The sequence below is a fragment of the Actinoplanes sp. ATCC 53533 genome, assembly GCF_003947245.1.
Map to the genome: position 1 here is coordinate 1 of NZ_QHHV01000177.1, position 19,029 is coordinate 19,029.

Consider the following 19,029-nt stretch of genomic DNA (forward strand, 5'->3'; position numbering starts at 1 on the left):
AAGCCGTACTGGTCGGGTCTGCGCTTCCTCACCGAGCGCGCCCTGTCCCGCGAGATGGAGAATCTCGAGCCGCCGTTCCTGCGCCAGAAGGGCGACGGTCCCTACCGCGCCACCTGGGCCAGCCACGACGACTACCTCAACGACCTGCTGACCTTCCTGTTCCACGCGATGAACTACGACCCGCAGTACGGCGCCGACCTGGAGACCCGCGGCGACTGGCTGATCAGCACCGAAGCCAGCTTCGCGAACGCCCTCGACCGGGCCATCTTCCACGAGTTGCAGGCGATCTGCCGGATGCCGCTGTTCCGCCTCCAGCTGATCATGGTGGCCACCGCCGACCGCAACGACGGCATCCACGACGCCATCGCCAACAACTACGCCGGCGCGCTCGATCCGTGGAAGAAGATCTACGAGGCGACGATCGCCGCGCGCGGCTACCAGCTGCGCAAGGGCATCACCATCGAGCAGTTCGCCAACATCCTGGCCGCCATCACCGAGGGTTTCGCCGTGCACCACCTCGGCGATCCGGCCGCCAACATCATCGGCGCCAGCCCGACGGAGGACAACCTGGCCGGCATGGCCGTGCTGGCGGTCATGAACAGCTTCCTCGAGCCCGCGGGCGAGTCGAGTGGGCTGACTCTGCGTGAGGAGTTCGAGCGCTACGCGCCCGCACCACGCGCTGCCGAGCACACTATCGACCACAGCGGGGACTGACATGACGAGCACTATCGAGCCGACCACGATCCGCCCGGCGGCCAAGCCGTCGTGGTGGGACCGGCAGGGCGACCTGATCATGCGGCGGCCGTTCAACGAGTGGACGTTCACCCACATGAACTGGATCATGCCGACGGAGTACGTGGCCCGCAGCGGGCCGCACCTGCCGCTGCCGCTGAGCCCCGACCCGCTGGACCTGACCTACCGCTTCGACGACCGCGACTACACGCTTTCCGACCTGCACCGCCACACCAACACCACGGCGTTCGTGGTGCTGCACCGCGGCGAGATCGTGCACGAGACGTACCCCGGGGTCTTCGCCGGTCCGCGCAGCCGGATGCAGCTGTTCTCGATCTCCAAGTCGGTGACCTCGATGCTGATCGGCATCGCGCTGGCCGACGGCGCGATCGGCAGCGTCAAGGACCGGGTCACCGACTACCGGCCCGACTTCCGCGGCACCGCCTTCGAGGAGTCGACCCTGGCCGAGCTGCTCGACATGACCAGCGGCGTCGGCGACGCCGAGGTGTGGGACGTGCCGGACAGCGGCATCAAGCGCTTCGAGCAGGCCATCATGGGCGGCGGCGACATCGCCGAGGTCATCCGCGCGGCGCCGCGCCGGGCGGCCCCGGGCGAGCGGTTCAACTACTCCACCTTCGACGCCCAGATCCTCGGCTGGGTGCTGGAGGCCGCCACCGGCCGCAGCCTCGCCACCTTCGCCGCCGAGCGGCTGTGGAACCAGATCGGCGCCGACCGGGACGCCTATTTCTGGCTCACCCGGGCGCACCCCCGCACCGCCATCGGCGGCGGCTCGTTCAACGCCACCGCGCGCGACATCGCCCGGCTCGGCCTGCTGATGGCCAACGACGGCGTCGTCGCCGGCCAGCAGGTCGTGCCCCGCGAGTGGGTCCGCCGCAGCCGCGGCAGCGAACTGCCGCAGCTCGCGGTCGGCGCGCTCGGCCCGAGCGGATACGACCATTACGGGTACGCCAACCAGTGGTGGACGCTCGGCGAAAGCTCCTTCAACGCCTTCACCGGCCTCGGGGTACACGGCCAGTACCTCTTCGTCGATCCCACCGCCGACATCGTGATCGTCAAGTGCAGCGCCTGGCCCACCCAGGACGACGAACGCCGCGACCACGAGACCATCACCGCCCTGCGCCGGGTCGCCGACCACTTCGCCTGACCCGCTTTTCGCTCGCTTTTCCCTCCCGCTTCACCATTCCGCAATTCACCCCGGGCTCCCGCATGCCCACATTCACCGTCCTTTGAAAGGGATCGATAGATGAACTCTGCCCGTTTCCATGCCTGGGTCGCGGCTCTTGAGGTCGCGTTGCTGAGTACCGCCATCCTGCTTTTCGCAGGCTCACCGGCCAAGGCGACCCTGGCATCCGGCACGGTCCTGCTCAGCGCGACCGCGACCCTGCCGGCCGAGCTCTCACCCCTGGCGACCGGGAAACGCATCGCCTACGTCTCCACCAACGTCACCGGTAGCACGATCACCGCCACCGGACTGGTCATGACCCCGAAGACCAACAAGAAGAACAAGACCGTGGTGTGGGGACACGGCACCACCGGCCTCGCCGACAAGTGCGCACCCTCGGCGAGCCAGGCGGTCTTCTGGCCGGAGGCCCGGGCGGCGATCGCGGCGCTGCTCGCCAAGGGCTGGACAGTGACCGCTCCCGACTATCCGGGGCTGGGCACGCCGGCGGCGCACCCGTACCTGATCGGCCTGAGCGCGGCCCGCTCCATGATCGACAGCGTCAAGGCGGCCCGGAACCTGGACAGCGCGCTCACCACCTCGTACGCGGTCGACGGGCACTCGCAGGGCGGCCAGGGCTCCCTCTTCGCCGGCCAGCTCGCCGCCAGCTACGACGGCGCCCTGGTCCTCAAGGGGGTGGCCGCCATCGCCCCGGTCTCCAACGCCGACATCTTCGCCCCGCTGATCCCGGGCACGCCGGGCCAGGGCTACCTGGTGATGGCCCTGTACGGCCTCAGCACGGTCGACACCACCTTCAACCCCAACACGGTGCTGGCGCCGCCGGCCAAGCAGAAGACGTCCGTCCTGCAGACCGGCTGCCTGTACGAGATCCTCGACGCCTATGCCCCGCTCACGGCCGAACAACTGCTGGTGGGCGGCGCACTGCCCGACGCGGTCCTGACGAAGCTCGCCATGTACGACAACCCGGCGCAGTCGGCTCCCACCGCACCGGTCCTGGTCGTGCAGGGCACCGACGACGAGGCGGTGCCGTACTTCCTCACGGCCGACGTGCTGGTCGGCCAGTTGCAGGCGTACGGGACCCAGACCGTGGACTTCCTCCCGGTCAGCGGCGCCAACCATGACGGCGCGGTCTTCGCGACGACCAGCCAGGTCGCCGACTGGATCGCGGCCAGGCTCGCCTGACGGCGGGCCGACTCCCCCGGTGACGGCGCCCCGCGCCCCCGCCCCCGCCCGGGGCGCCGTCACCCCAACCCCGATATCCCTGAGCAGTGAGGCAAGATCCATGAACTACTCCGTCAGGCCGCCGGCCACGTCGTTCTCGACCCGCGCCGGCGCGTTCAAGATGCGCCGCTACCTGAACGGCCGGTCGCTGAGCAGCCCGCCGCACTCGTCGCGCGCCACGGAACTGTGGGTGCGCGGCATGACCGTGTCCCAGCTCAAGGCGCTGGCCTGGGGCTGCACCCCGTACCGGGCCCGCGCGGTGATCGAGCTGGCGCTGCGCGCCCGCCGCGAGGACGAGGCCGTGACGGCGCTCGGCGAGCTGAGCCTGCTGCCCCCGCTGCAGGAGGGCCGCCTGTTCCACCTGGTGACGCTCTCCTGGGCGGCCATCACGGCCCTGCTCGCCGCGGAGACGGCGCGGTCCCGGTGGCTCGCGTACGCGCGCTTCGCCGACCTGGACCTCGACGACCAGCAGGCCCTGCTGCTGTACCTCAACGCACCGTCCATCGAGGAAGCCCACCCACGGCTCTGACAGCCGCGCCGGCCGCCGCCGCCTGTGTCAGCACTCACGGCGGCAACCGGACTCATCGATGCCACAGCGCCGTTGAAGAAAGTTGGAAGCCGCCGCGGCGAACCCGGCGGTGCGGAAAGGAGGTGAATGAGATGCAGGAGTCCGCTGACGACGTCACGCGCGCCGAAGCGCTGTTCGCCTCAGATCTGCAGGCAGCGGACGTCAGCGACACCGAGGTCGTCGACCGCACGGTCACCGACCTGCTCCGGCATGACGGCCCGAAGGGCTGTTCGGCCCGGATGGCGTACGAGTTCGGCGAGCACCCGGACCTGGCGGCAGAGCGGATGCGCTGGGCACGCGAGGTGGTGCGCCACCTCGTCGGCGCACACCGATAGGCCATCCATCCGGAAGCACGGCGCCCGACCCCTTCCACCGGCCGGGCGCCGTCCCGCTCCGGCCTAGGCCAGGGCCTCCTTGCGCCCGTGCTGGGCGTTGTGGACCTCGGCCGGCACCCGGAGCCGCTCGTCGGCCAGCAGCCGGCGGACCTCGCCCATGGACGGCCCGGCGGTCGCCGCGGCCAGTTCGTCGAAGAGCGCCACGTCGACGGTGTCCTCCGGCTCGGGCATCGCGCCCCACAGGTCCCACGGCAGCAGTTCCACGTTGTCCAGCGCGGCGGCGTCGCGCATCAGGTTGGCGGCGATCCACCAGTCACCGGCCTCGTTGAGGAAGGTGAGCCCGAACCGGCCCGGGTCCGCGTGCCCGGCCCGCACCCGCGTCCAGGCGTCCCCGGCGATCACGAACTGGTCGCGCGGCACGTCGGTCAGGTCGAAGCTCAGCGCCAGCTGTTTCCGCTGCAGATCGTCGATCTGCGCGTCGACCAGCCGCCACCGGCCGCCGTCGAAGTACTCGGCGACCCAGTGGTCCTCGAACCAGCCCGGCTTGAAGTACGCCCCGAAGCCGCACCGCGCACGGGCCGGCACACCGCGCGCCCGGAACAGGGCGACGGCCAGGACGGAGAAGCCCCGGCAATTGGTGGCGATCCGCTCGCCGGGCTCGCGCGGCACGTCGAGCGGCCGGTCGTCGCGGCTGGTGATCGCCTCCAGCACCTGCTCGACCCGCCGCAGGTTGACCCGGTCGCGGTCCGGCTCGGCCAGGGTCACGCCGTACGCCTCGGCCCAGAACTCGTGGATCAGCAGGCCCTGCACCACCCGCGCCACCCCGGCGGCGTCCGCGGGCAGCCCGTCCAAGAGACCCGCGTACTTCCCGGCCGTCGTCATGACACCCGGCTCAACCCATTCGGTGACCATCACCGTCTCCTCCCGTGCTGCGACTTCCTCAGCGAACCGCCTGCCCCAGGGGCCGGGTCAAGCCCCTCGCGCGCCGCGCGAAACTGTCGTACCGCTGTGGTCGGATGTTCCCGTGCGGTTCCAGCGGCGCGACACCGGGCAGGGCAGTGAGTTCCGGATCATCGAGGTTCCCGGCGAGTTGCTGCCCGCGGTGCGAAAGACAGCCTTCACCGACGGCGGCGATCACTGGCGCAGGGTCTTCCCCGCGGACACCCCACACCTGGACCGGGCCTGGGCGAACTTCCAACGGCTGATCGAGCCGTGCCTGCGCCAGGCCGCCGGCCTCGATCCGGTCCCCTGGCAGGGCGCGCTGGCCGAGGTCTGCCGGCGGCTGAACGGTGCCGGGGTGGATTGGTGGCTGACCGGCAGTGCCGCCCTGGCCGTCCGCGGCCTCCCCCTCACCCCGGGCGACCTCGACCTCGTCGTCTCCGACGAGGATGCCCGCCGGGTGGGCGACCTGCTGCTCGACGGCCTGATCGAGCCGGTCGCTCCGGCCGGCTGGTTCTGCCGCTGGTGGGGCCGCGCCATGCTCGGTGCCCGGGTGGAATTCATCGGCGGCGTCGGCCCGGCCGCCGACGAGCCCGAGGTCACCGACTTCGGCCCGGTCGCGGCCGCCCGGCTGGAGACGGTGCGCTGGCGGGAGCACACGATCCGGGTGCCACCTGTCGAGCTGCAGCGCGCCGTCAGCGCCCGCCGCGGGCTGCCAGACAGGGTGCGACTCATCGACACATGGCGGCAAGCGAGCCCACCACGAAGAAGGACGCACACAACGACGAGGTGACGGCGACCAAGGCCCGCACGGCGCCGACCGCCCAGGACCAGGGCCCGCCCGCTCAGGGGCGATTGACGGAGCCCGCTCAGGGCGACGGGCGGAGCCCGCTATCGGCTGCGGGCGGAGGCCGCTCAGGGACGACGGGCGGAGCTTGCGATCGGCTGCGGGCGGAGCTTGCGATCGGCTGCGGGTGTCTCGGCGACGATGCGACCGCCAGTCGGCGTTCTTCATCCCTCCGAGCGACAAGCGGAGCAAACTCCTCAACTTACTGTGACGTGCCGTACAAACCGGAGCCAAGTCCTCAACTTAGCGGCTAGCTTTCCGATGCGGAGGTCGAACCTCCACCCAGGCTGCTGCGAAGGACGACGATGACGACAACTGCGGAACGTGCCACTCCACCGGCTGGACTCCCCGGATCGTCGGGGGCGGACCGCCATGCCGGCAGGTGGTGGGCGCTGGTCGTGCTCGCGCTGGCGCAGCTGATGGTCGTGCTGGACGCGACGATCGTGAACATCGCGCTGCCGACCGCGCAGGCCGACATCGGCTTCTCCGACTCCGGCCGGCAGTGGGTGGTCACCGGTTACGCCCTCGCCTTCGGCAGCCTGCTGCTGCTCGGCGGGCGCCTGTCCGACTTCTTCGGCCGCAAGCGGATGTTCATCATCGGCCTGGTCGGCTTCGCCCTGGCCTCCGCGCTCGGCGGCATGGCGCAGAACCTGGAACTGCTCATCACCGCCCGGGCTCTGCAGGGTGTCTTCGGCGCCGCGCTGGCACCGGCCGCGCTGTCGCTGCTGACGATCACGTTCACCGACCCCGCGGAACGCGGCAAGGCGTTCGGCATCTTCGGCGCCATCTCCGGCGCCGGCGGCGGCATCGGCCTGCTGCTCGGCGGCGTGCTCACCGAATACGTGTCCTGGCGCTGGTGCCTCTACGTCAACCTGGTCATCGCCGCCATCGCGGTGTTCGGCGCCATGGTGAAGCTGCGCGACGAGCCGATCGCGGCGCACGGCAAGCTGGACCTGGCCGGCACCGTCACCGCCGTCTCCGGCCTCGTCGCGCTGGTCTACGGGCTGGGCAACGCCGAGTCGCACGGCTGGAGCGACACCTGGACGCTGGGCCCGATCATCGCCGGCGTCATCGTGCTCACCGCCTTCGTGCTCATCGAGCTCCGGGTGCCCAACCCGCTGCTGCCGCTGCGCGTCGTGCTCGACCGTAACCGCGGCGGCTCCTACGCCTCGATCGCGATCGCCGGTGCCGGCATGTTCGGCATCTTCCTCTTCCTCACCTACTACCTCACCAGCATCCTGGCCTTCACCCCGGTCGAGACCGGCCTGGCGTTCCTGCCGATGCTCGGCGGCGTCATGCTGACCGCCACCACCGCCGGATCGTTCCTCACCCCGAAGATCGGCCCACGCCCGCTGGTCCCGCTCGGCGCGCTGATCGCCGCCGGCGGCATGCTCCTGCTCACTCGGCTGGATCTGGACTCCACCTACGTCACCGGCGTGCTGCCCGGCCTGATCATCGTCGGCCTCGGCCTGGGCCTGGTCTTCGCGCCCACCCAGAACGCCGCCGTCTCCGGGGTGGAACACCGCGACGCCGGCGTCGCCTCGGCGATGATCAACACGGTGCAGCAGATCGGCGGCTCGATCGGCACCGCGCTGCTCAGCTCCTTCGCCGCCACCGCGGCCAGCAACCACCTGGCCGGCAAGACCCCGACACCGCAACTGGCGGCCGAGGCCGCGCTGCAGAGCTACCACACCGTGTTCTGGTGGTCGGCGGGCTTCTTCGTCATCGCGGCGATCGCCGCGGCCGCACTCTTCCGCACCGGGCCGCTCGCCGTCGACCCCGACGCTCAGCCGGTCGTCGCCCACTGACCCATCCGGAACGGGAGCACTGCCGGCCCGGCGCCGATGTCGCCGCAGCCGACCGACCAGGCCCGGCGGTACTCCACGAACGCGCGCGACGGCCAGGCCAGCGGAGCACTAACCGCCGGCCTGGCCGTCGGTGATGGTGCGCATGACAAGCGCCTCGAAGGTCGATTAATCCTTTCAATCACCTTTGTCGGAACCAAATCAATCGGCCTGATAGATCTTGGTAGCTTCTATCCACTAGGAAGGCTTCTGCTCGGTTTACGGCAGTCTGTTTTCCAAGCGCTCGGATCGGTGGACTTGGTTGACACGAGGTCTCACGGGGCTCCCGGTGAGCCCGCAGCGCGAGACCTTCGGCCGCGACCTGACGGACGCTCACGGCCGGCGGAGGTCGGCATGGGCGGCGCGGAGGGCGTCGACCTCCCTGTCCGCGCCCGGTGGTCGCAGCCTGTCGAGCTCTCGCCAGGCCTCGTCGAGCGCTTGCTCCAGCCCCACGTGCTGACGCCGGAACTCGGCGCGCAGTTTGTCGATGCGCCTGACCCAGCCGGCGGCAGCCGCTGGGTTTGGCCGCTCCGGCTCAGGTCGCGGGGCCTCGATCGGCACGATCGCCGCCAGCGGGCGGCCGTCCTCGGTGACCACTGTGGTCTGCTGGGTCAAGCCGGCGAGCCGGGCGAGCTGCACGAAGCGCGTGCGAGCCTCCACCAGCGACAACTCCAGGCGCGGATGCGACAAAGGGGCGGCGGGTTCAGCCATACCCCGATGATGCCGTCACCCTCTGACACTTTTCCGAGACGGCGCCAAAAGGCCCGACCGGAGCCGGGCCCGCTCGCGCCAGAAGGCCCGGCCGGAGCCCGGCCGCCGCTTCAGACCGCGACCACGCCAGGACGCCCGACCGGGCCCTGGCCCCGCGTCAGACCGCGACAACGCCAGGACGCCCGGCCGAAGCCCGGCCCGCCTCAGACCCGCGACAACGCCAGGGCACCCGACCGGGCCTGGCCCCGCGTCAGACCGCGACAACGCCAGGACGCCCGACCGAAGCCCGACCCGCCTCAGACCCGCGACAGGACCGCCCGACCGAAGCCCAGCCGCCGCCTTCAAACCCGCGACAGCGCCCGGTCGCTGACCACGCACTGCATGCCGAACTGCCGGGCCCGCCGCATCGCGAAATCCGTGAGGCCCGGCGTATCCGCGTAGTCCAGGGCGTACAGGTCCAGCTCGAGCTGCAGCAGCTGCTCCGCGATCTGCGCGTGGAACTCCAGCACGTCCCCCGGCCACGGCGCGTAGCCCTCGTTCGTCCAGCGGGCCGAGAATGACTCGAAGACCACGCCGTCGACCAGTTCCGCCAGCCGGGGCAGCATGCCGAAGCCGCGGTTCGCCAGCAGGTACGCCGGCTTGGCCTCGGTGCGGATCGCCGCCACCAGGGTCAGCAGGTGCGGCACGTCCTCGGGGAACGTCAGTTCCACGTTCAGGGTGTCCATGAACAGTCCCGCGAAACCCGCCGCCATCGCGTCCTTGGCCTGGCCGATCACGTGTTCCACCCAGAGCGGATGCCCCACCTCGACGAACGCGCCGCCCCAGTCCGGGTTGCGCTCCTGGCGCTGCCACGGCGCCGGCGGGCCCTGGTCCTCCGACAGCGAAAGATAGCCCAGGGTCTGCACGCCCTGCTCGGCGAGCCGGGCTAGTTCCTGCGGGCTGTAGAACTCCGGTTGCAGGACCACCCGCGGGTACGTGGCCAGCTCGTCGAGGTGCTTGTCGCCGTAATAGAAGCAGATCGGCGGTTGCGCTGTCATGCCGGCCATCCGTTCTCGCGGTACCAGGTGTAGGTGGTCCGGACGCCTTCCTCCAGCGTCACCGCCGGCTCGTAGCCGGTCAGGTCGCGCAGCCGGGTCAGGTCGGGGCAGCGGCGTGGCACCGAGCCCGCCGGCGCGGGCAGGGGTTCGATGACCGGGCTCGCGCCGGCCAGCCGCAGCACCAGTTTGGCCAGGTCGCCGATGTTCGTCTCGTCGCGGTCGTTGCCGATGTGCACGATCTGACCGGCCGCCCGCGGGGCCGCCATCAGCCGCAGCATCGCCTCCACCGCGTCGTCGACGTGGCAGAAGGCCCGGAACTGGTCCGCGCCCGGCACCCGGAACGGGTCGTCGCCGCGCTGCGCGCGCAGGGACATCTCCGGGATGACGTGGTCGGCGCCCATCCGGGGCCCGTACACGTTGTGGAACCGGCCGACCACCGCCTCGAAGCCCTTCGCGCGGGCGGTGTGCAGGAAGGCCGCCTCGCCGAGCAGCTTGCTGACGGCGTACGCGAAGCGGGGTGCGGTGATGTCGGAGATCATCACCGGGATGTCCTCTCCCGTGGGCACCGCGACGATGCCCGCGTCGACGCCGCCGGCGTAGACCTCGCTGGTGGAGGCGAAGAAGACCCGCTCGCCCGGCGCCACCCAGTCCAGCAGGTGCATCGCGGCCAGGGTGTTGACCCGCACGACCCGGGCCGGGTCGGCCTCCACGTTGCGGACGCCGACGACGGCCGCGAGCAGGTAGATCTGGTCCCAGCCGGGCGGCAGCCCGGCGAAGGTGACGGGGTCGGTCAGATCCCCGGAGATCACGTGTACGGCGGGAGCCGCGCGCAACTCGTTGAGGTCCCGGTCCTCGCGGCCCCGGGAGAAGTCGTCCACGATGGTGACCTCGTGGCCCTCGGCGACCAGCCGGCGGGCGAGATGCAGACCGATGAAACCCGCGCCACCGAGCAGCAGGGCCCTCATGCTGTGCCCTCCTCAGGCATGCTCTTCTGGCCCGCGCCTGCGAGGCCGTTGTCGACTACCGCCGGGTGCCGCTCGGTGCAGGCGATCATGCCGCCACCGCCGAGTTGAAGCGGGGCAGGTAGCCCAGGCCCGCGTACCGGATGCCGGCCGCGGTGACCGCCTCGGCGTCCAGCACCCGCCAGGAGTCGTAGATGAAGGCCGGCCGGGCCTCGCCGAGGATCTCCGGGATCCGGATCGCCCGGTAGTCGGGGTGGTCGTTGATGATCAGCACCGCGTCGGCGTCGGTGAACGCCTTGTCGAGGCTGACCGGGTCGCCGCCGTACTGGCGGATGACGTCGTCGGTGACCATCGGGTCGTGGCCGGTGACGGTGATGCCCGCGGCGGAGAAGGCCGGCATCATGAAGGCGATCGGGGTGCCGCGCATGTCGTCGGTGGGCGGCCAGCCCTTGTACGCCCAGCCGAGCACCGCCAGCCGCGTCCCCCGGGTCTCGCCGCGGGTCTCCTGCAGCATCCGCACCACGGTCTCGGCGACGTGCACGGGCATGAACTCGTTGAGCTCGCGGGCCCGGCCGACCAGGAACGGCTCCCGGGCCGGGCCGGGTGGCGACTGAGCACTGTCGATCATGATGTACGGGTCCTTGGACAGGCACCCGCCGCCGACGTACCCGGGCTTGGACAGGTCGGGCCGCGGGTAGTCCGCGTTGGCCGCCCGGATGACCTCCAGCGGGTCCAGCCCGTGCCGCTCGGCGACCAATGCGATCTCGTTGCCGAACGAGTAGATCAGGTCGGTGTGGCAGTTGTTGGAGAGCTTGACCAGCTCGGCGGTCTCCAGGTCGGAGACCTCCACGATGGTCCGGGCCAGGCCGCCGAAGAACTCCACCCCGGCCCGCAGGCTGGCCTCGTCGAGCCCGCCGATCACCTGGGGCAGCTCGACGAGCTCGCGCAGCGCCTGGCCCTGGATGGTCCGCTCGGGGGCCATCACCAGCTTGACGTCGTCGCCCCAGGCCGCGCGCAGCTCCGGCAGGACCACCTGGCGGCTGGTGCCGATCGGCACGGTGCTGCGGACCACCACGAGGGTGCCGGGGGCGCACCGGGCCGCGACGCTGCGGGCGGCGGCCGCCAGGTTGGCCAGGTTGGGCCGGCGGGTGCTCTCGTCGACCGGCGTCGACACGCTGATCACGGCGACCTCGACGGTGTCCCGCGGCAGTTCCGTGCCGACGTGGATGCGCGTGTTGATGTGCTCGGCGAACACCTGCTCGACGCCCGGCTCGAAGATGTGCGACCGGCCGCGCGACAGGGTCTCCAGCACGCCCGGTGACACGTCCGAGCCGTGCACGACGAAACCCTTGTCCGCCAGCGCGGCGGTGAGCGTCAGCCCGACGTAGCCGAGCCCGACGACGCCGATTGTCTTGGGCATGTGCGAAATCCTTCCGTTCAGGTGCGGAGCAGGGATGAAGCCGTTCAGGTGCAGGGTGGGGTGAGGCGGTCGAGTTCCAGCACGGTGACCGTGCCGGCGAAGCGTTCGGTGCGATACCGGCCGCAGGCCGAGCGGATGTCGGCGGGCCGGGTGGCGTAGTCGACGCTGAGCACGAACTTGCCCGCGTCGCGCAGTGCCCGGGTGTCGGCCAGGTTCTCCGCGCAGAAGTCCTGGGTGCACGGCTCGTCGGTGGCCAGGAAGAACAGCTCCTCCATCGCGATGCCGTCGATCGCCGCGGTGTAGCCGCCGAAGTGGCGCAGCTCCGGCGAGTTCTGCGGGACGATGAGAAACCCGGGGCGCCGGTCCTTGGCGTACGCGCTGATCCGCGCGATGAGCGCGGCCATCGCGGCGCCCAGCGCCGCGCGGTCCCGGCCCTGGGCATAGCCGGGATCGATCTGCTCGTAGGCGAGCGGGGTGTCGAGATAGACCCCGTCGAAGCCGGCGCGCAGGGCCTGGTCGACGCGGGCCCGGATCACCCGTGCCCACCAGCGCTCGTCCCAGTAGCGGACGAAGTACTCGCCCGGCCAGTCGTCCCACTCGTTGGCGATCAGGTCGCCCGCGTCGCGGCGCAGCGCCGGATACTCCGGCCGGAAGTCCTCGATGCTGCCGATCTCGAAGTACGCCAGCACCCGCTTGCCGGTGCGCCGCACCTCGCGGATCTCCTCGGGGCGGAAGTAGTCGGCGTGCGCGTCGCGCGCCAGGTCGACCACGGCGAGCTGGTAGGGCCCGGAGGCGACCTGGTCGAGCCGGCCGCCGGCATAGCCCTGCAGCTGGTAGGCCCAGCTGGAGATCCGGCCCGGCTCCGGGGGCGGCGGTGCGCGGTCGATCCCGGTACGGAGCACCAGGACGGCGCTCGCCGTCAGCGCCGCCACTACGATCAGGGCCCCGAGCACCAGCCCGCGCCGCCGGTGCGTCATCCGGCCTCACCCGCCGCCCAGATGTCCTTGATCGACGTGGTCAGGTCGCGGGCCGGCGCCCAGCCCAGCTCCTCGCCCGCCCGCCGCACGTCCGCCTGGATCCATTCCACCGCGGCCGACCGTTGCGGCCCGGCGCCCTGCTCGCGGATCTCACCGCCGAAGCCCGCGGTCTCGGCGAGCAACCGCACGGCCTCCCGCGAGCCGACCGCGCGGCCGCTGCCCACGTTGAAGACCCGGTGCCGCAGCCGCGGCGCCCGCAACACCGCCGGGATCACGGCCGCGAGGTCGCGGACGTCGACGAAGTCCCGGTACGCCGACAGCGGCCCCATGGTGATCTCGGCGTCCCCGGTGGCCAGCGCCGCCCGGATCCGCTCGGCGGCGCGGCCCAGCATGGTCTCCGCCGACATCCCGGGACCGATCGGGTTGAACACGCGCAGCGACGCCGTGTCGGCGATCCCGCTTTCGCCCGCGAGCCGGAACAGCCGGGTGCCGGCCAGGTGGCTCACGCCGTACGCGGCCACCGGGCCGCATGCGTCCTCCTCGGTGACGGCGCGACCACGCGCGACCACGCCGTACTCTCCGGCGGAGCCGAGCCGGACCAGCCGCACGCCGGGCGGCGCGGCCGACGCCGCTTCCAGCAGCTTGGCCGCGACCAGGGTGTTGCCCCGGATGAGCTCGGAGTCGGTGCCGCCGAGCCGCCCGACGCAGCTGACGATCGCGGTGGGCGCGTGGTCGCCGATGACCTGGGCCAGGCCCCGAGGGTCGCCGTCGATCAGGTCGTGGTCCCGGCGGCCGGGGCAGATCACGGCGCCGATCCCGGGATCGGCCTCCAGCGCGGCCCGGACGTGGCCGCCGATGAATCCGGAGGCGCCGAAAAGCAACACCCGGGAACTCATACCGGCTCCTTGGAGCGCTGGGGCAGCAGGATCGGCAGCAGGCTGGCGCAGGTGCGGTTGGCCTCGTCGTAGTCCTCCGGCCGGCCGATGTCGAGCCAGAAGCCCTCGAAGCCGTAGGTGGCCGGAAAGTCGCCGCGGTCCAGCAGGTCCAGCACCAGCTGGTCGAAGCCGAACGGCAGGCCGGGCGGGTAGGGCGCGAGCGCCCTGCGGGACATGCCGTAGACGCCCATGCTCACCGGATAGCTCAGCACGGGCTTCTCGCGGAAGCCGACGATGTGGCCGTCCGCGACGTCGAGCACCCCGAAGTCGATCTTGTGGGTCTGCGCGGCGGTGGCGACCGTGAGCGGGCTGCGGCCGAGGCTGTGCGCGGTGAGCAGGTCGGCGTAGTTGAGGTCGGTCAGGATGTCGCCGTTCATCACCAGGAACTCGTCGGGCAGCGCGTGCTTGATGCCGAACAGCGGCCCGATCGTGGACAGCGGCACGTCCTCCTCGACGTAGTCGATGCGCAGCCCCCAGCGCGCGCCGTCGCCGACGAACGCCCTGATCAGCGGGCCGAGGTGGTTGATCGCCAGCGTCACGGACGTGAAGCCGAACGAGGCGAGCTGATCCAGCACGATCTGCAGGATCGAATGATGGTCACCGATCGGCATCAGCGGCTTGGGCAACGCCGTCGTATACGGCCGCAGCCGGACGCCTTTGCCGCCGGCAAGGATCACTGCGTGCATCGCGGACCTGCCTCCCCATGTATCGGAACTACCGGTAGTGCCGGGCCTGGCCGAGAATTCCGGCCAGGCCGAGGACGAAGAGCGCCTGGAGCAGCAGCACGCTGCCCAGGTAGAGCGAGGTGTCCACGAGCGCGGACCCGGAACGGCCCAGCAGCGGAACGGCGCCGAACACCGCGCCGAGGCCCACGTGGACGGTGATCGCGGCCAGCATCGAGGCGCACAGCCAGCCGAAGCGGTCGCGCCCGGCGAGCAGGAAGGCGAGCAGGTACGCACCGCCCAGCGCGACGTGGGCGACGGTCATCACGATCCCGGCGGCCGAGAGCAGGCCCAGGTAGGACAGCCCGGCCAGCAGCGCCACCGCCGGGATCGCCGGGGCCAGCAGGCAGATCGCCACCTCCCGGCCCAGCAGCAGCCAGACGCCGCGCACGAACGCCGCGGGCCGCTCGACCCGGCGGACGAGCGCGACCGCCTGCGGCCGGAACCGCTCGGCGCGCCACTCGACGACCCCCATCGTCAGGATCAGCGGCGCGGCGGCGATCGCGATGTCGAGCCGGCCCAGCAGGTACGGGGCCTCGGCGTGCAGCAGCAGCACCGCCGAGCACAGCGCGTACCCGCTGACCCCGAGCAGGCCCGGCACCTCCGGTCGCAGCGCGCGCAGCAGCGGGACTTCCCGCACCGCCGCGGCCCGGCTGCGGTGCACGGCCAGCAGCACCGCCAGCACGAACGCGGCCAGCACGCACCCGGCCGCCACCCCCACCGACCAGGGCCGCAGGCCCGGGCCGAGGATCAGATAGGCCGCGCCCACCAGGAACGCCGGGGTCATCGCCAGCGCCAGCCACGGCTCGCGGCGGTAGAAGACCAGGACCGTGCTGGTGAGCTGGTAGGCGACCAGACAGGCGATCATCGCGATCAGCGCGAACCCGCCGCCGGTGAGCCCGACCAGCCCGGCGCCGGCCAGCACGCCGGCCAGCGGGGCGGTCAGGGCCGCGGCGGTCAGGACCCGGGCCGCGGCGCGCGGCCGGCCGAGACCGAGCATCCGGTACGCGGCGTGCGCGGCGGCGCCGGCCAAGACCCAGCCGAGGGCGCTCGCGAGGACCAGGCCGAGGACCAGCGAGCGCCGGCCGACGATCGCCAGCACGGCGGGGAACGCGGTGCTGGGCAGCGCGTACAGCGGGCCGTGCGCGATCAGCCGCAGGCTCTCCCGCCAGGCCAGGGGGTCGCGGGCCGGCACCCCGCGCGGCTTCGGCAACGTCGGTCCGAGCCGGCGGAACACCTCGGTGGCCAGGGCGAAGACGTCGTGGTAGCCGTACTCGACGCGGGCGCCGCGGTCGGTGAGCCCGTCGGCCTCGAGGGCGGCGGCGACGTGCAGGGAGTCGACTGCCTGGCCCAGCTGCGGGCGTACCCGTTCCACCAGGTCGTCGAGCGGATCGGTGGAGATCCGGGGCAGCAGGACGGTGTGCTCCCCCGGCCCGGCGGCTCGGGCGTCGGCCGCGGCCGCCATGATCGAGCCGAGCCGCTGCCGATTCGGATCGGTCTCGTTGTCGACGCTCACCGCGGCTCACCGTCCAGCTGCAGGTGCGGCTGCGCCGCCGCGCCGCGCTGGGTGGGGATGGTGGCGCGGCCCTGGGCCTGGCCGCGCAGATGCCGCGGCGGTGGGGAGGCCTTGAGCGGGGTGGCCAGCCCCTCGTAGACGTTGCGGTACATCTCCAGCGAGCGCCGCAGCGTGAAGTGCTCGAGCACCCGCGCGCGGGCCAGCGCGCCGAGCCGGCTGCGCATCTCCTGGTCGCGCAGCAGCTTGACGCAGGCCTCGGCGACGGCGGCGTAGTCCCGGGGCGGCACGACGAAGCCGGTGTCGCCGACGGCCTCGGCGACGCCGCCGACGTTGGTGCACACGGTCGGGCGACCGCAGGCCATCGCCTCCACCACCGTGTACGGGAACCCCTCGGAGATGCTGGTCAGCGCGACGATGCTGCCCGCGTGGTACGCGTCGACGGCGTTGCCGACCCGGCCCTCCAGCACGGCGGCGCCGACCAGGCCCAGCTCCCCGATCAGCCGCTCGCAGCTCTCGTGGTAGATCCGGTTGACCGCCGGGGTGCCGCCGAAGATGCGCAGCCGGGCCTCCGGGATCTCGGCGCGGACCAGCGCGAACGCCCGGATCAGGGTGTGCAGGTCCTTGAGCGGGTCGACCCGGCCCATGTACGAGATGGTCGGCACCTCGGGCTCGGTGGTCGCCGCCGGGAACTCCTCGGGCTCGACGCCGTTGTACATGGTCCACATGCGTTCCGGGTCGGCGCCGTTGTGCAGCTGCCAGCGCCGGTTGTACATCGAGTGCGGCGCCAGCACGTCGGTGATCAGGTATGCGGCGCCGGCCAGCTGCCGGAAGAAGCTCAGCGCCAGCACGCGCACCGGGTGCGACGCGTCGTCGTGCAGGTGGGCGATGTAGCGCTCGCGCAGGTAGATGCCGTGCTCCGACATGACCAGCGGGGTGCCGTGCTTCCACTTGGCGGTCATCCCGACCAGGGTGGCGAGCCCGTTCATCGAGGAGTGCACGATGTCGGCCTCGACCGGGGTGGCGCTCAGCGGCCGCAGCATGTGCTCGATGAGCCACGCCGCCTCGACCGCGTCGGCCACCGTCGGCGCCGGGCCGACCTCGTCGATCCGCAGGTCGCGCCAGGCGTCGAGCATCATCGTGAGCGCCTGGTTGGACAGCAGCGCCGTGTGCAGGTCACCGCCGTCGGAGGCGTATTCGAACATGCCCCGCAGGGCGAGCAGGAACATGCTGCGGCTGACCGCGCCCTGCCCGGGAAAGGGAGCATTCAGTCCGGTCAAGGGCGGCGGCGGGGTGGTCGGAAGGGTGGTCTCCAGGGGCGTCACGAGCGCCCGGAGGAAGACCTCGTACGACTCGGTGAAGGACGCGCCGGGCCGGTGGCCCGGTCCGCGCCGGGGGCGGCGGCCGGGCGGCCACGCACCCCACAGCGGGATCGAGTGGACCTTGCCGAGGTTGGTGGGGGCCGGGAAGACCGACTGCTCGGCGCCGTCGACGGTGAGCGCGACGACGTCCCAGCGGTAATCCGGCATGCCCTTGATGAGCTGCTCGCACCAGACGCTGACCCCACCCATCGCGTACGGGTAGGTGCCCTCCGACACCAGCGCGATCTTCACCGGCCCCCCTCTACCTGACCGTGCTTGTCACAGGTGCGGGACTGCGGTGACGGTGGCGGCGGTGTCCGCCACGAGGGTGAGCGGGGTCGTCACGTCGGTGCCGTAGGTGCTGGAGCCGGCACCCTGGGCGCCGCTGATCTGCACGGTGCCGGCGGCCGGCGAGGTGACCGTGATCGTCCCGGTGGTGCCGACCGACCGGTCGTAGACGGCGTCCACGCCGGCGCCGAGCTGCGCGAAGTGCGCGGTCCGGGTCGTCGCGTACGCCGTCAGCGCCGTCCAGTCCTGGTTGAGCAGCGGTACGGAGTAGAACGCCTCGTACTTGGTCATCACGGCGTCGATCCAGTCCGTCAGCAGCGTCCGGCCCGAGCCGTAGTCGTAGACGTTGCCGATGTGGAAGGTGTGCGAGTAGATCGCGCCGGACGACACGTGCCCGAGGGCGACGCCGGCCTCGTAGTCGATGATCTGGGCGTAGGTCAGGTCCTGCGGCCAGTACGGGAACTTGCCGTTCGGGCCGTAGAAGGAGTTGTAGAACGCGGTCTCCTCCTGCGGCGTGGTGACGAAGTAGGCGATGTTGGTCGGCCAGTCCGGCACCACCGAGATGCTCGGCTCCAGCGGGTGCGCCTTGGCGGCGTTGAGGTTCGCCGGCACGTGGCTGGCGAAGGACATGTTGCCGTGCAGGTACTTGACGTTCAGGTCCTTGGCCGCGCGCAGCAGTTCCGGGTTGGAGCCGGCGAGGCCGTGGTCGACCGGCGGGCTGGTGTCGTCGTCCGGGTTCGGGTTGTAGACGCCGAGGCCCGAATACTCCGGGGTCTTCAGCACGCTGTCGGGGGCGTTCAGGCCGATCGCGTTGCCCGCGGTCCGGTTGTCGTTGATCTCCGCGTACGTCGTGGCGTAGCTGGTGTGGTTCAGCTCCGGGTGGTTCAGGGTGTGGTTGATCCACCGGAAGTTGGCCTTGAGGCACTTGCTCGTCGCGGTGAGTTCGTTGGGGCCGCCGTCGGGGCTGCAGTTGCTGCCGGCGAACGGGTCGATGTCGGCGCCGTTGAACGCCAGGTTGAGCTTGAAGTCGGCGGCCTGCGGATGCGCGGCGCGCAGGGCGGTCTGCTGGTTGTCGAGGTTGACGGCGTCGTGCCCGCTGACCTTGAAGCCGGGCTCGTACTCGACGTGGCCGTCCGGATAGTAGTGGTCCGAGGTGTTGAACCAGTCGTCGATGTCGACGTTGAGGTGGTGCCGCTGCTCGCCGAGGAACATGCCCTTGCTCGTCCACCGGAGCATGCCGTAGACCAGCAGGTCGGAGTGCGTCAGGTACTGGTTCGAGGTGAAGGTCAGCGCCAGCCGCTCGCGGCCGTCGCTGGAGGTGGTCCGCACCCCCAGCACGTCCGAGCCGTTGGTGACGGTCGCCTCGGCGGCACAGCCCGGCGTGATGGCGGTGCGGTAGACGTACGACTGCGTCAG

18 protein-coding genes are annotated in these 19,029 nt (G+C 71.5%); 7 read left to right on the plus strand and 11 right to left on the minus strand.

Annotation, left to right across the window (positions count from 1 at the left end; translation table 11 throughout):
* The 5 genes from DMB66_RS44020 to DMB66_RS44040 all read left to right on the plus strand — a co-directional run.
* Positions 1–714 (plus strand): hypothetical protein (locus DMB66_RS44020; RefSeq protein ID WP_125810075.1); only part of this gene is annotated, 714 nt, incomplete at its 5' end.
* A 1-nt stretch (position 715) separates the two neighbouring features.
* Positions 716–1,897, plus strand: a complete 1,182-nt coding sequence (locus tag DMB66_RS44025) for a serine hydrolase (RefSeq protein WP_125810076.1) — start codon at positions 716–718, stop codon at positions 1,895–1,897.
* A 99-nt stretch (positions 1,898–1,996) separates the two neighbouring features.
* Entirely contained in the window at positions 1,997–3,115 is a 1,119-nt protein-coding gene (locus DMB66_RS44030) for an alpha/beta fold hydrolase (protein ID WP_125810077.1), read from the plus strand.
* Positions 3,116–3,215: 100 nt separating this feature from the next.
* On the plus strand, positions 3,216–3,683 hold the full coding sequence (locus DMB66_RS44035; protein WP_125810078.1) for a hypothetical protein: 468 nt from the start codon (positions 3,216–3,218) through the stop codon (positions 3,681–3,683).
* A 131-nt stretch (positions 3,684–3,814) separates the two neighbouring features.
* On the plus strand, positions 3,815–4,057 hold the full coding sequence (locus DMB66_RS44040) for a hypothetical protein (protein WP_125810079.1): 243 nt from the start codon (positions 3,815–3,817) through the stop codon (positions 4,055–4,057).
* Positions 4,058–4,120: 63 nt separating this feature from the next.
* Here DMB66_RS44040 and DMB66_RS44045 read toward each other — a convergent pair whose 3' ends face one another.
* A complete protein-coding gene (locus tag DMB66_RS44045; RefSeq protein WP_125810080.1) occupies positions 4,121–4,969 on the minus strand; it encodes a transglutaminase-like domain-containing protein in 849 nt (282 codons plus the stop codon).
* A gap of 112 nt (positions 4,970–5,081) precedes the next feature.
* Here DMB66_RS44045 and DMB66_RS44050 point away from each other — a divergent pair, with 112 nt between their 5' ends.
* Both DMB66_RS44050 and DMB66_RS44055 read left to right on the plus strand, forming a co-directional pair.
* On the plus strand, positions 5,082–5,789 hold the full coding sequence (locus tag DMB66_RS44050) for a hypothetical protein (RefSeq protein ID WP_125810081.1): 708 nt from the start codon (positions 5,082–5,084) through the stop codon (positions 5,787–5,789).
* 359 nt (positions 5,790–6,148) lie between these two features.
* Entirely contained in the window at positions 6,149–7,651 is a 1,503-nt protein-coding gene (locus DMB66_RS44055; protein ID WP_125810082.1) for a DHA2 family efflux MFS transporter permease subunit, read from the plus strand.
* 369 nt (positions 7,652–8,020) lie between these two features.
* On the opposite strand, the gene DMB66_RS44060 is transcribed toward DMB66_RS44055, so the two are convergent.
* The 10 genes from DMB66_RS44060 to DMB66_RS44105 all read right to left on the minus strand — a co-directional run.
* Positions 8,021–8,398: a hypothetical protein gene (locus tag DMB66_RS44060; protein WP_125810083.1), complete on the minus strand. Its 378-nt coding sequence runs from the start codon at positions 8,396–8,398 to the stop codon at positions 8,021–8,023.
* 341 nt (positions 8,399–8,739) lie between these two features.
* Positions 8,740–9,435 (minus strand): endo alpha-1,4 polygalactosaminidase, encoded by a 696-nt coding sequence (locus DMB66_RS44065; RefSeq protein WP_125810084.1) that lies wholly within the window; start codon positions 9,433–9,435, stop codon positions 8,740–8,742.
* Positions 9,432–10,400 carry an NAD(P)-dependent oxidoreductase gene (locus tag DMB66_RS44070; RefSeq protein WP_125810085.1) on the minus strand — a complete coding sequence of 323 codons (969 nt, stop codon included), beginning with the start codon at positions 10,398–10,400 and terminating at the stop codon, positions 9,432–9,434. Before DMB66_RS44070 ends, DMB66_RS44065 begins: the two co-directional genes overlap by 4 nt.
* A gap of 85 nt (positions 10,401–10,485) precedes the next feature.
* On the minus strand, positions 10,486–11,817 hold the full coding sequence (locus DMB66_RS44075) for a nucleotide sugar dehydrogenase (protein WP_125810086.1): 1,332 nt from the start codon (positions 11,815–11,817) through the stop codon (positions 10,486–10,488).
* 44 nt (positions 11,818–11,861) lie between these two features.
* Positions 11,862–12,794 carry an endo alpha-1,4 polygalactosaminidase gene (locus DMB66_RS44080; protein WP_125810087.1) on the minus strand — a complete coding sequence of 311 codons (933 nt, stop codon included), beginning with the start codon at positions 12,792–12,794 and terminating at the stop codon, positions 11,862–11,864.
* On the minus strand, positions 12,791–13,690 hold the full coding sequence (locus DMB66_RS44085; protein WP_125810088.1) for an NAD(P)-dependent oxidoreductase: 900 nt from the start codon (positions 13,688–13,690) through the stop codon (positions 12,791–12,793). The genes DMB66_RS44080 and DMB66_RS44085 overlap by 4 nt, the downstream gene beginning before the upstream one ends.
* Positions 13,687–14,415, minus strand: a complete 729-nt coding sequence (locus tag DMB66_RS44090; RefSeq protein ID WP_125810089.1) for a sugar phosphate nucleotidyltransferase — start codon at positions 14,413–14,415, stop codon at positions 13,687–13,689. Before DMB66_RS44090 ends, DMB66_RS44085 begins: the two co-directional genes overlap by 4 nt.
* 28 nt (positions 14,416–14,443) lie before the next feature.
* On the minus strand, positions 14,444–15,967 hold the full coding sequence (locus tag DMB66_RS44095; protein WP_125810090.1) for a hypothetical protein: 1,524 nt from the start codon (positions 15,965–15,967) through the stop codon (positions 14,444–14,446).
* Positions 15,964–17,577 (minus strand): GT4 family glycosyltransferase PelF, encoded by a 1,614-nt coding sequence (gene pelF, locus DMB66_RS44100; RefSeq protein ID WP_125810091.1) that lies wholly within the window; start codon positions 17,575–17,577, stop codon positions 15,964–15,966. Before pelF ends, DMB66_RS44095 begins: the two co-directional genes overlap by 4 nt.
* 27 nt (positions 17,578–17,604) lie before the next feature.
* Positions 17,605–19,029, minus strand: a 1,425-nt coding sequence (locus DMB66_RS44105; protein ID WP_125810092.1) for a hypothetical protein, incomplete at its 5' end; no start/stop codon positions are given.

Bases quoted from the DNA above. Each gene is read 5' to 3' on its own strand.
- DMB66_RS44025 (WP_125810076.1), top strand. From the start codon at position 716: ATGACGAGCACTATCGAGCCGACCACGATCCGCCCGGCGGCCAAGCCG.
- DMB66_RS44030 (WP_125810077.1), top strand. From the start codon at position 1,997: ATGAACTCTGCCCGTTTCCATGCCTGGGTCGCGGCTCTTGAGGTCGCG.
- DMB66_RS44035 (WP_125810078.1), top strand. From the start codon at position 3,216: ATGAACTACTCCGTCAGGCCGCCGGCCACGTCGTTCTCGACCCGCGCC.
- DMB66_RS44040 (WP_125810079.1), top strand. From the start codon at position 3,815: ATGCAGGAGTCCGCTGACGACGTCACGCGCGCCGAAGCGCTGTTCGCC.
- DMB66_RS44045 (WP_125810080.1), bottom strand. From the start codon at position 4,969: ATGGTCACCGAATGGGTTGAGCCGGGTGTCATGACGACGGCCGGGAAG.
- DMB66_RS44055 (WP_125810082.1), top strand. From the start codon at position 6,149: ATGACGACAACTGCGGAACGTGCCACTCCACCGGCTGGACTCCCCGGA.
- DMB66_RS44060 (WP_125810083.1), bottom strand. From the start codon at position 8,398: ATGGCTGAACCCGCCGCCCCTTTGTCGCATCCGCGCCTGGAGTTGTCG.
- DMB66_RS44065 (WP_125810084.1), bottom strand. From the start codon at position 9,435: ATGACAGCGCAACCGCCGATCTGCTTCTATTACGGCGACAAGCACCTC.
- DMB66_RS44070 (WP_125810085.1), bottom strand. From the start codon at position 10,400: ATGAGGGCCCTGCTGCTCGGTGGCGCGGGTTTCATCGGTCTGCATCTC.
- DMB66_RS44075 (WP_125810086.1), bottom strand. From the start codon at position 11,817: ATGCCCAAGACAATCGGCGTCGTCGGGCTCGGCTACGTCGGGCTGACG.
- DMB66_RS44080 (WP_125810087.1), bottom strand. From the start codon at position 12,794: ATGACGCACCGGCGGCGCGGGCTGGTGCTCGGGGCCCTGATCGTAGTG.
- DMB66_RS44085 (WP_125810088.1), bottom strand. From the start codon at position 13,690: ATGAGTTCCCGGGTGTTGCTTTTCGGCGCCTCCGGATTCATCGGCGGC.
- DMB66_RS44090 (WP_125810089.1), bottom strand. From the start codon at position 14,415: ATGCACGCAGTGATCCTTGCCGGCGGCAAAGGCGTCCGGCTGCGGCCG.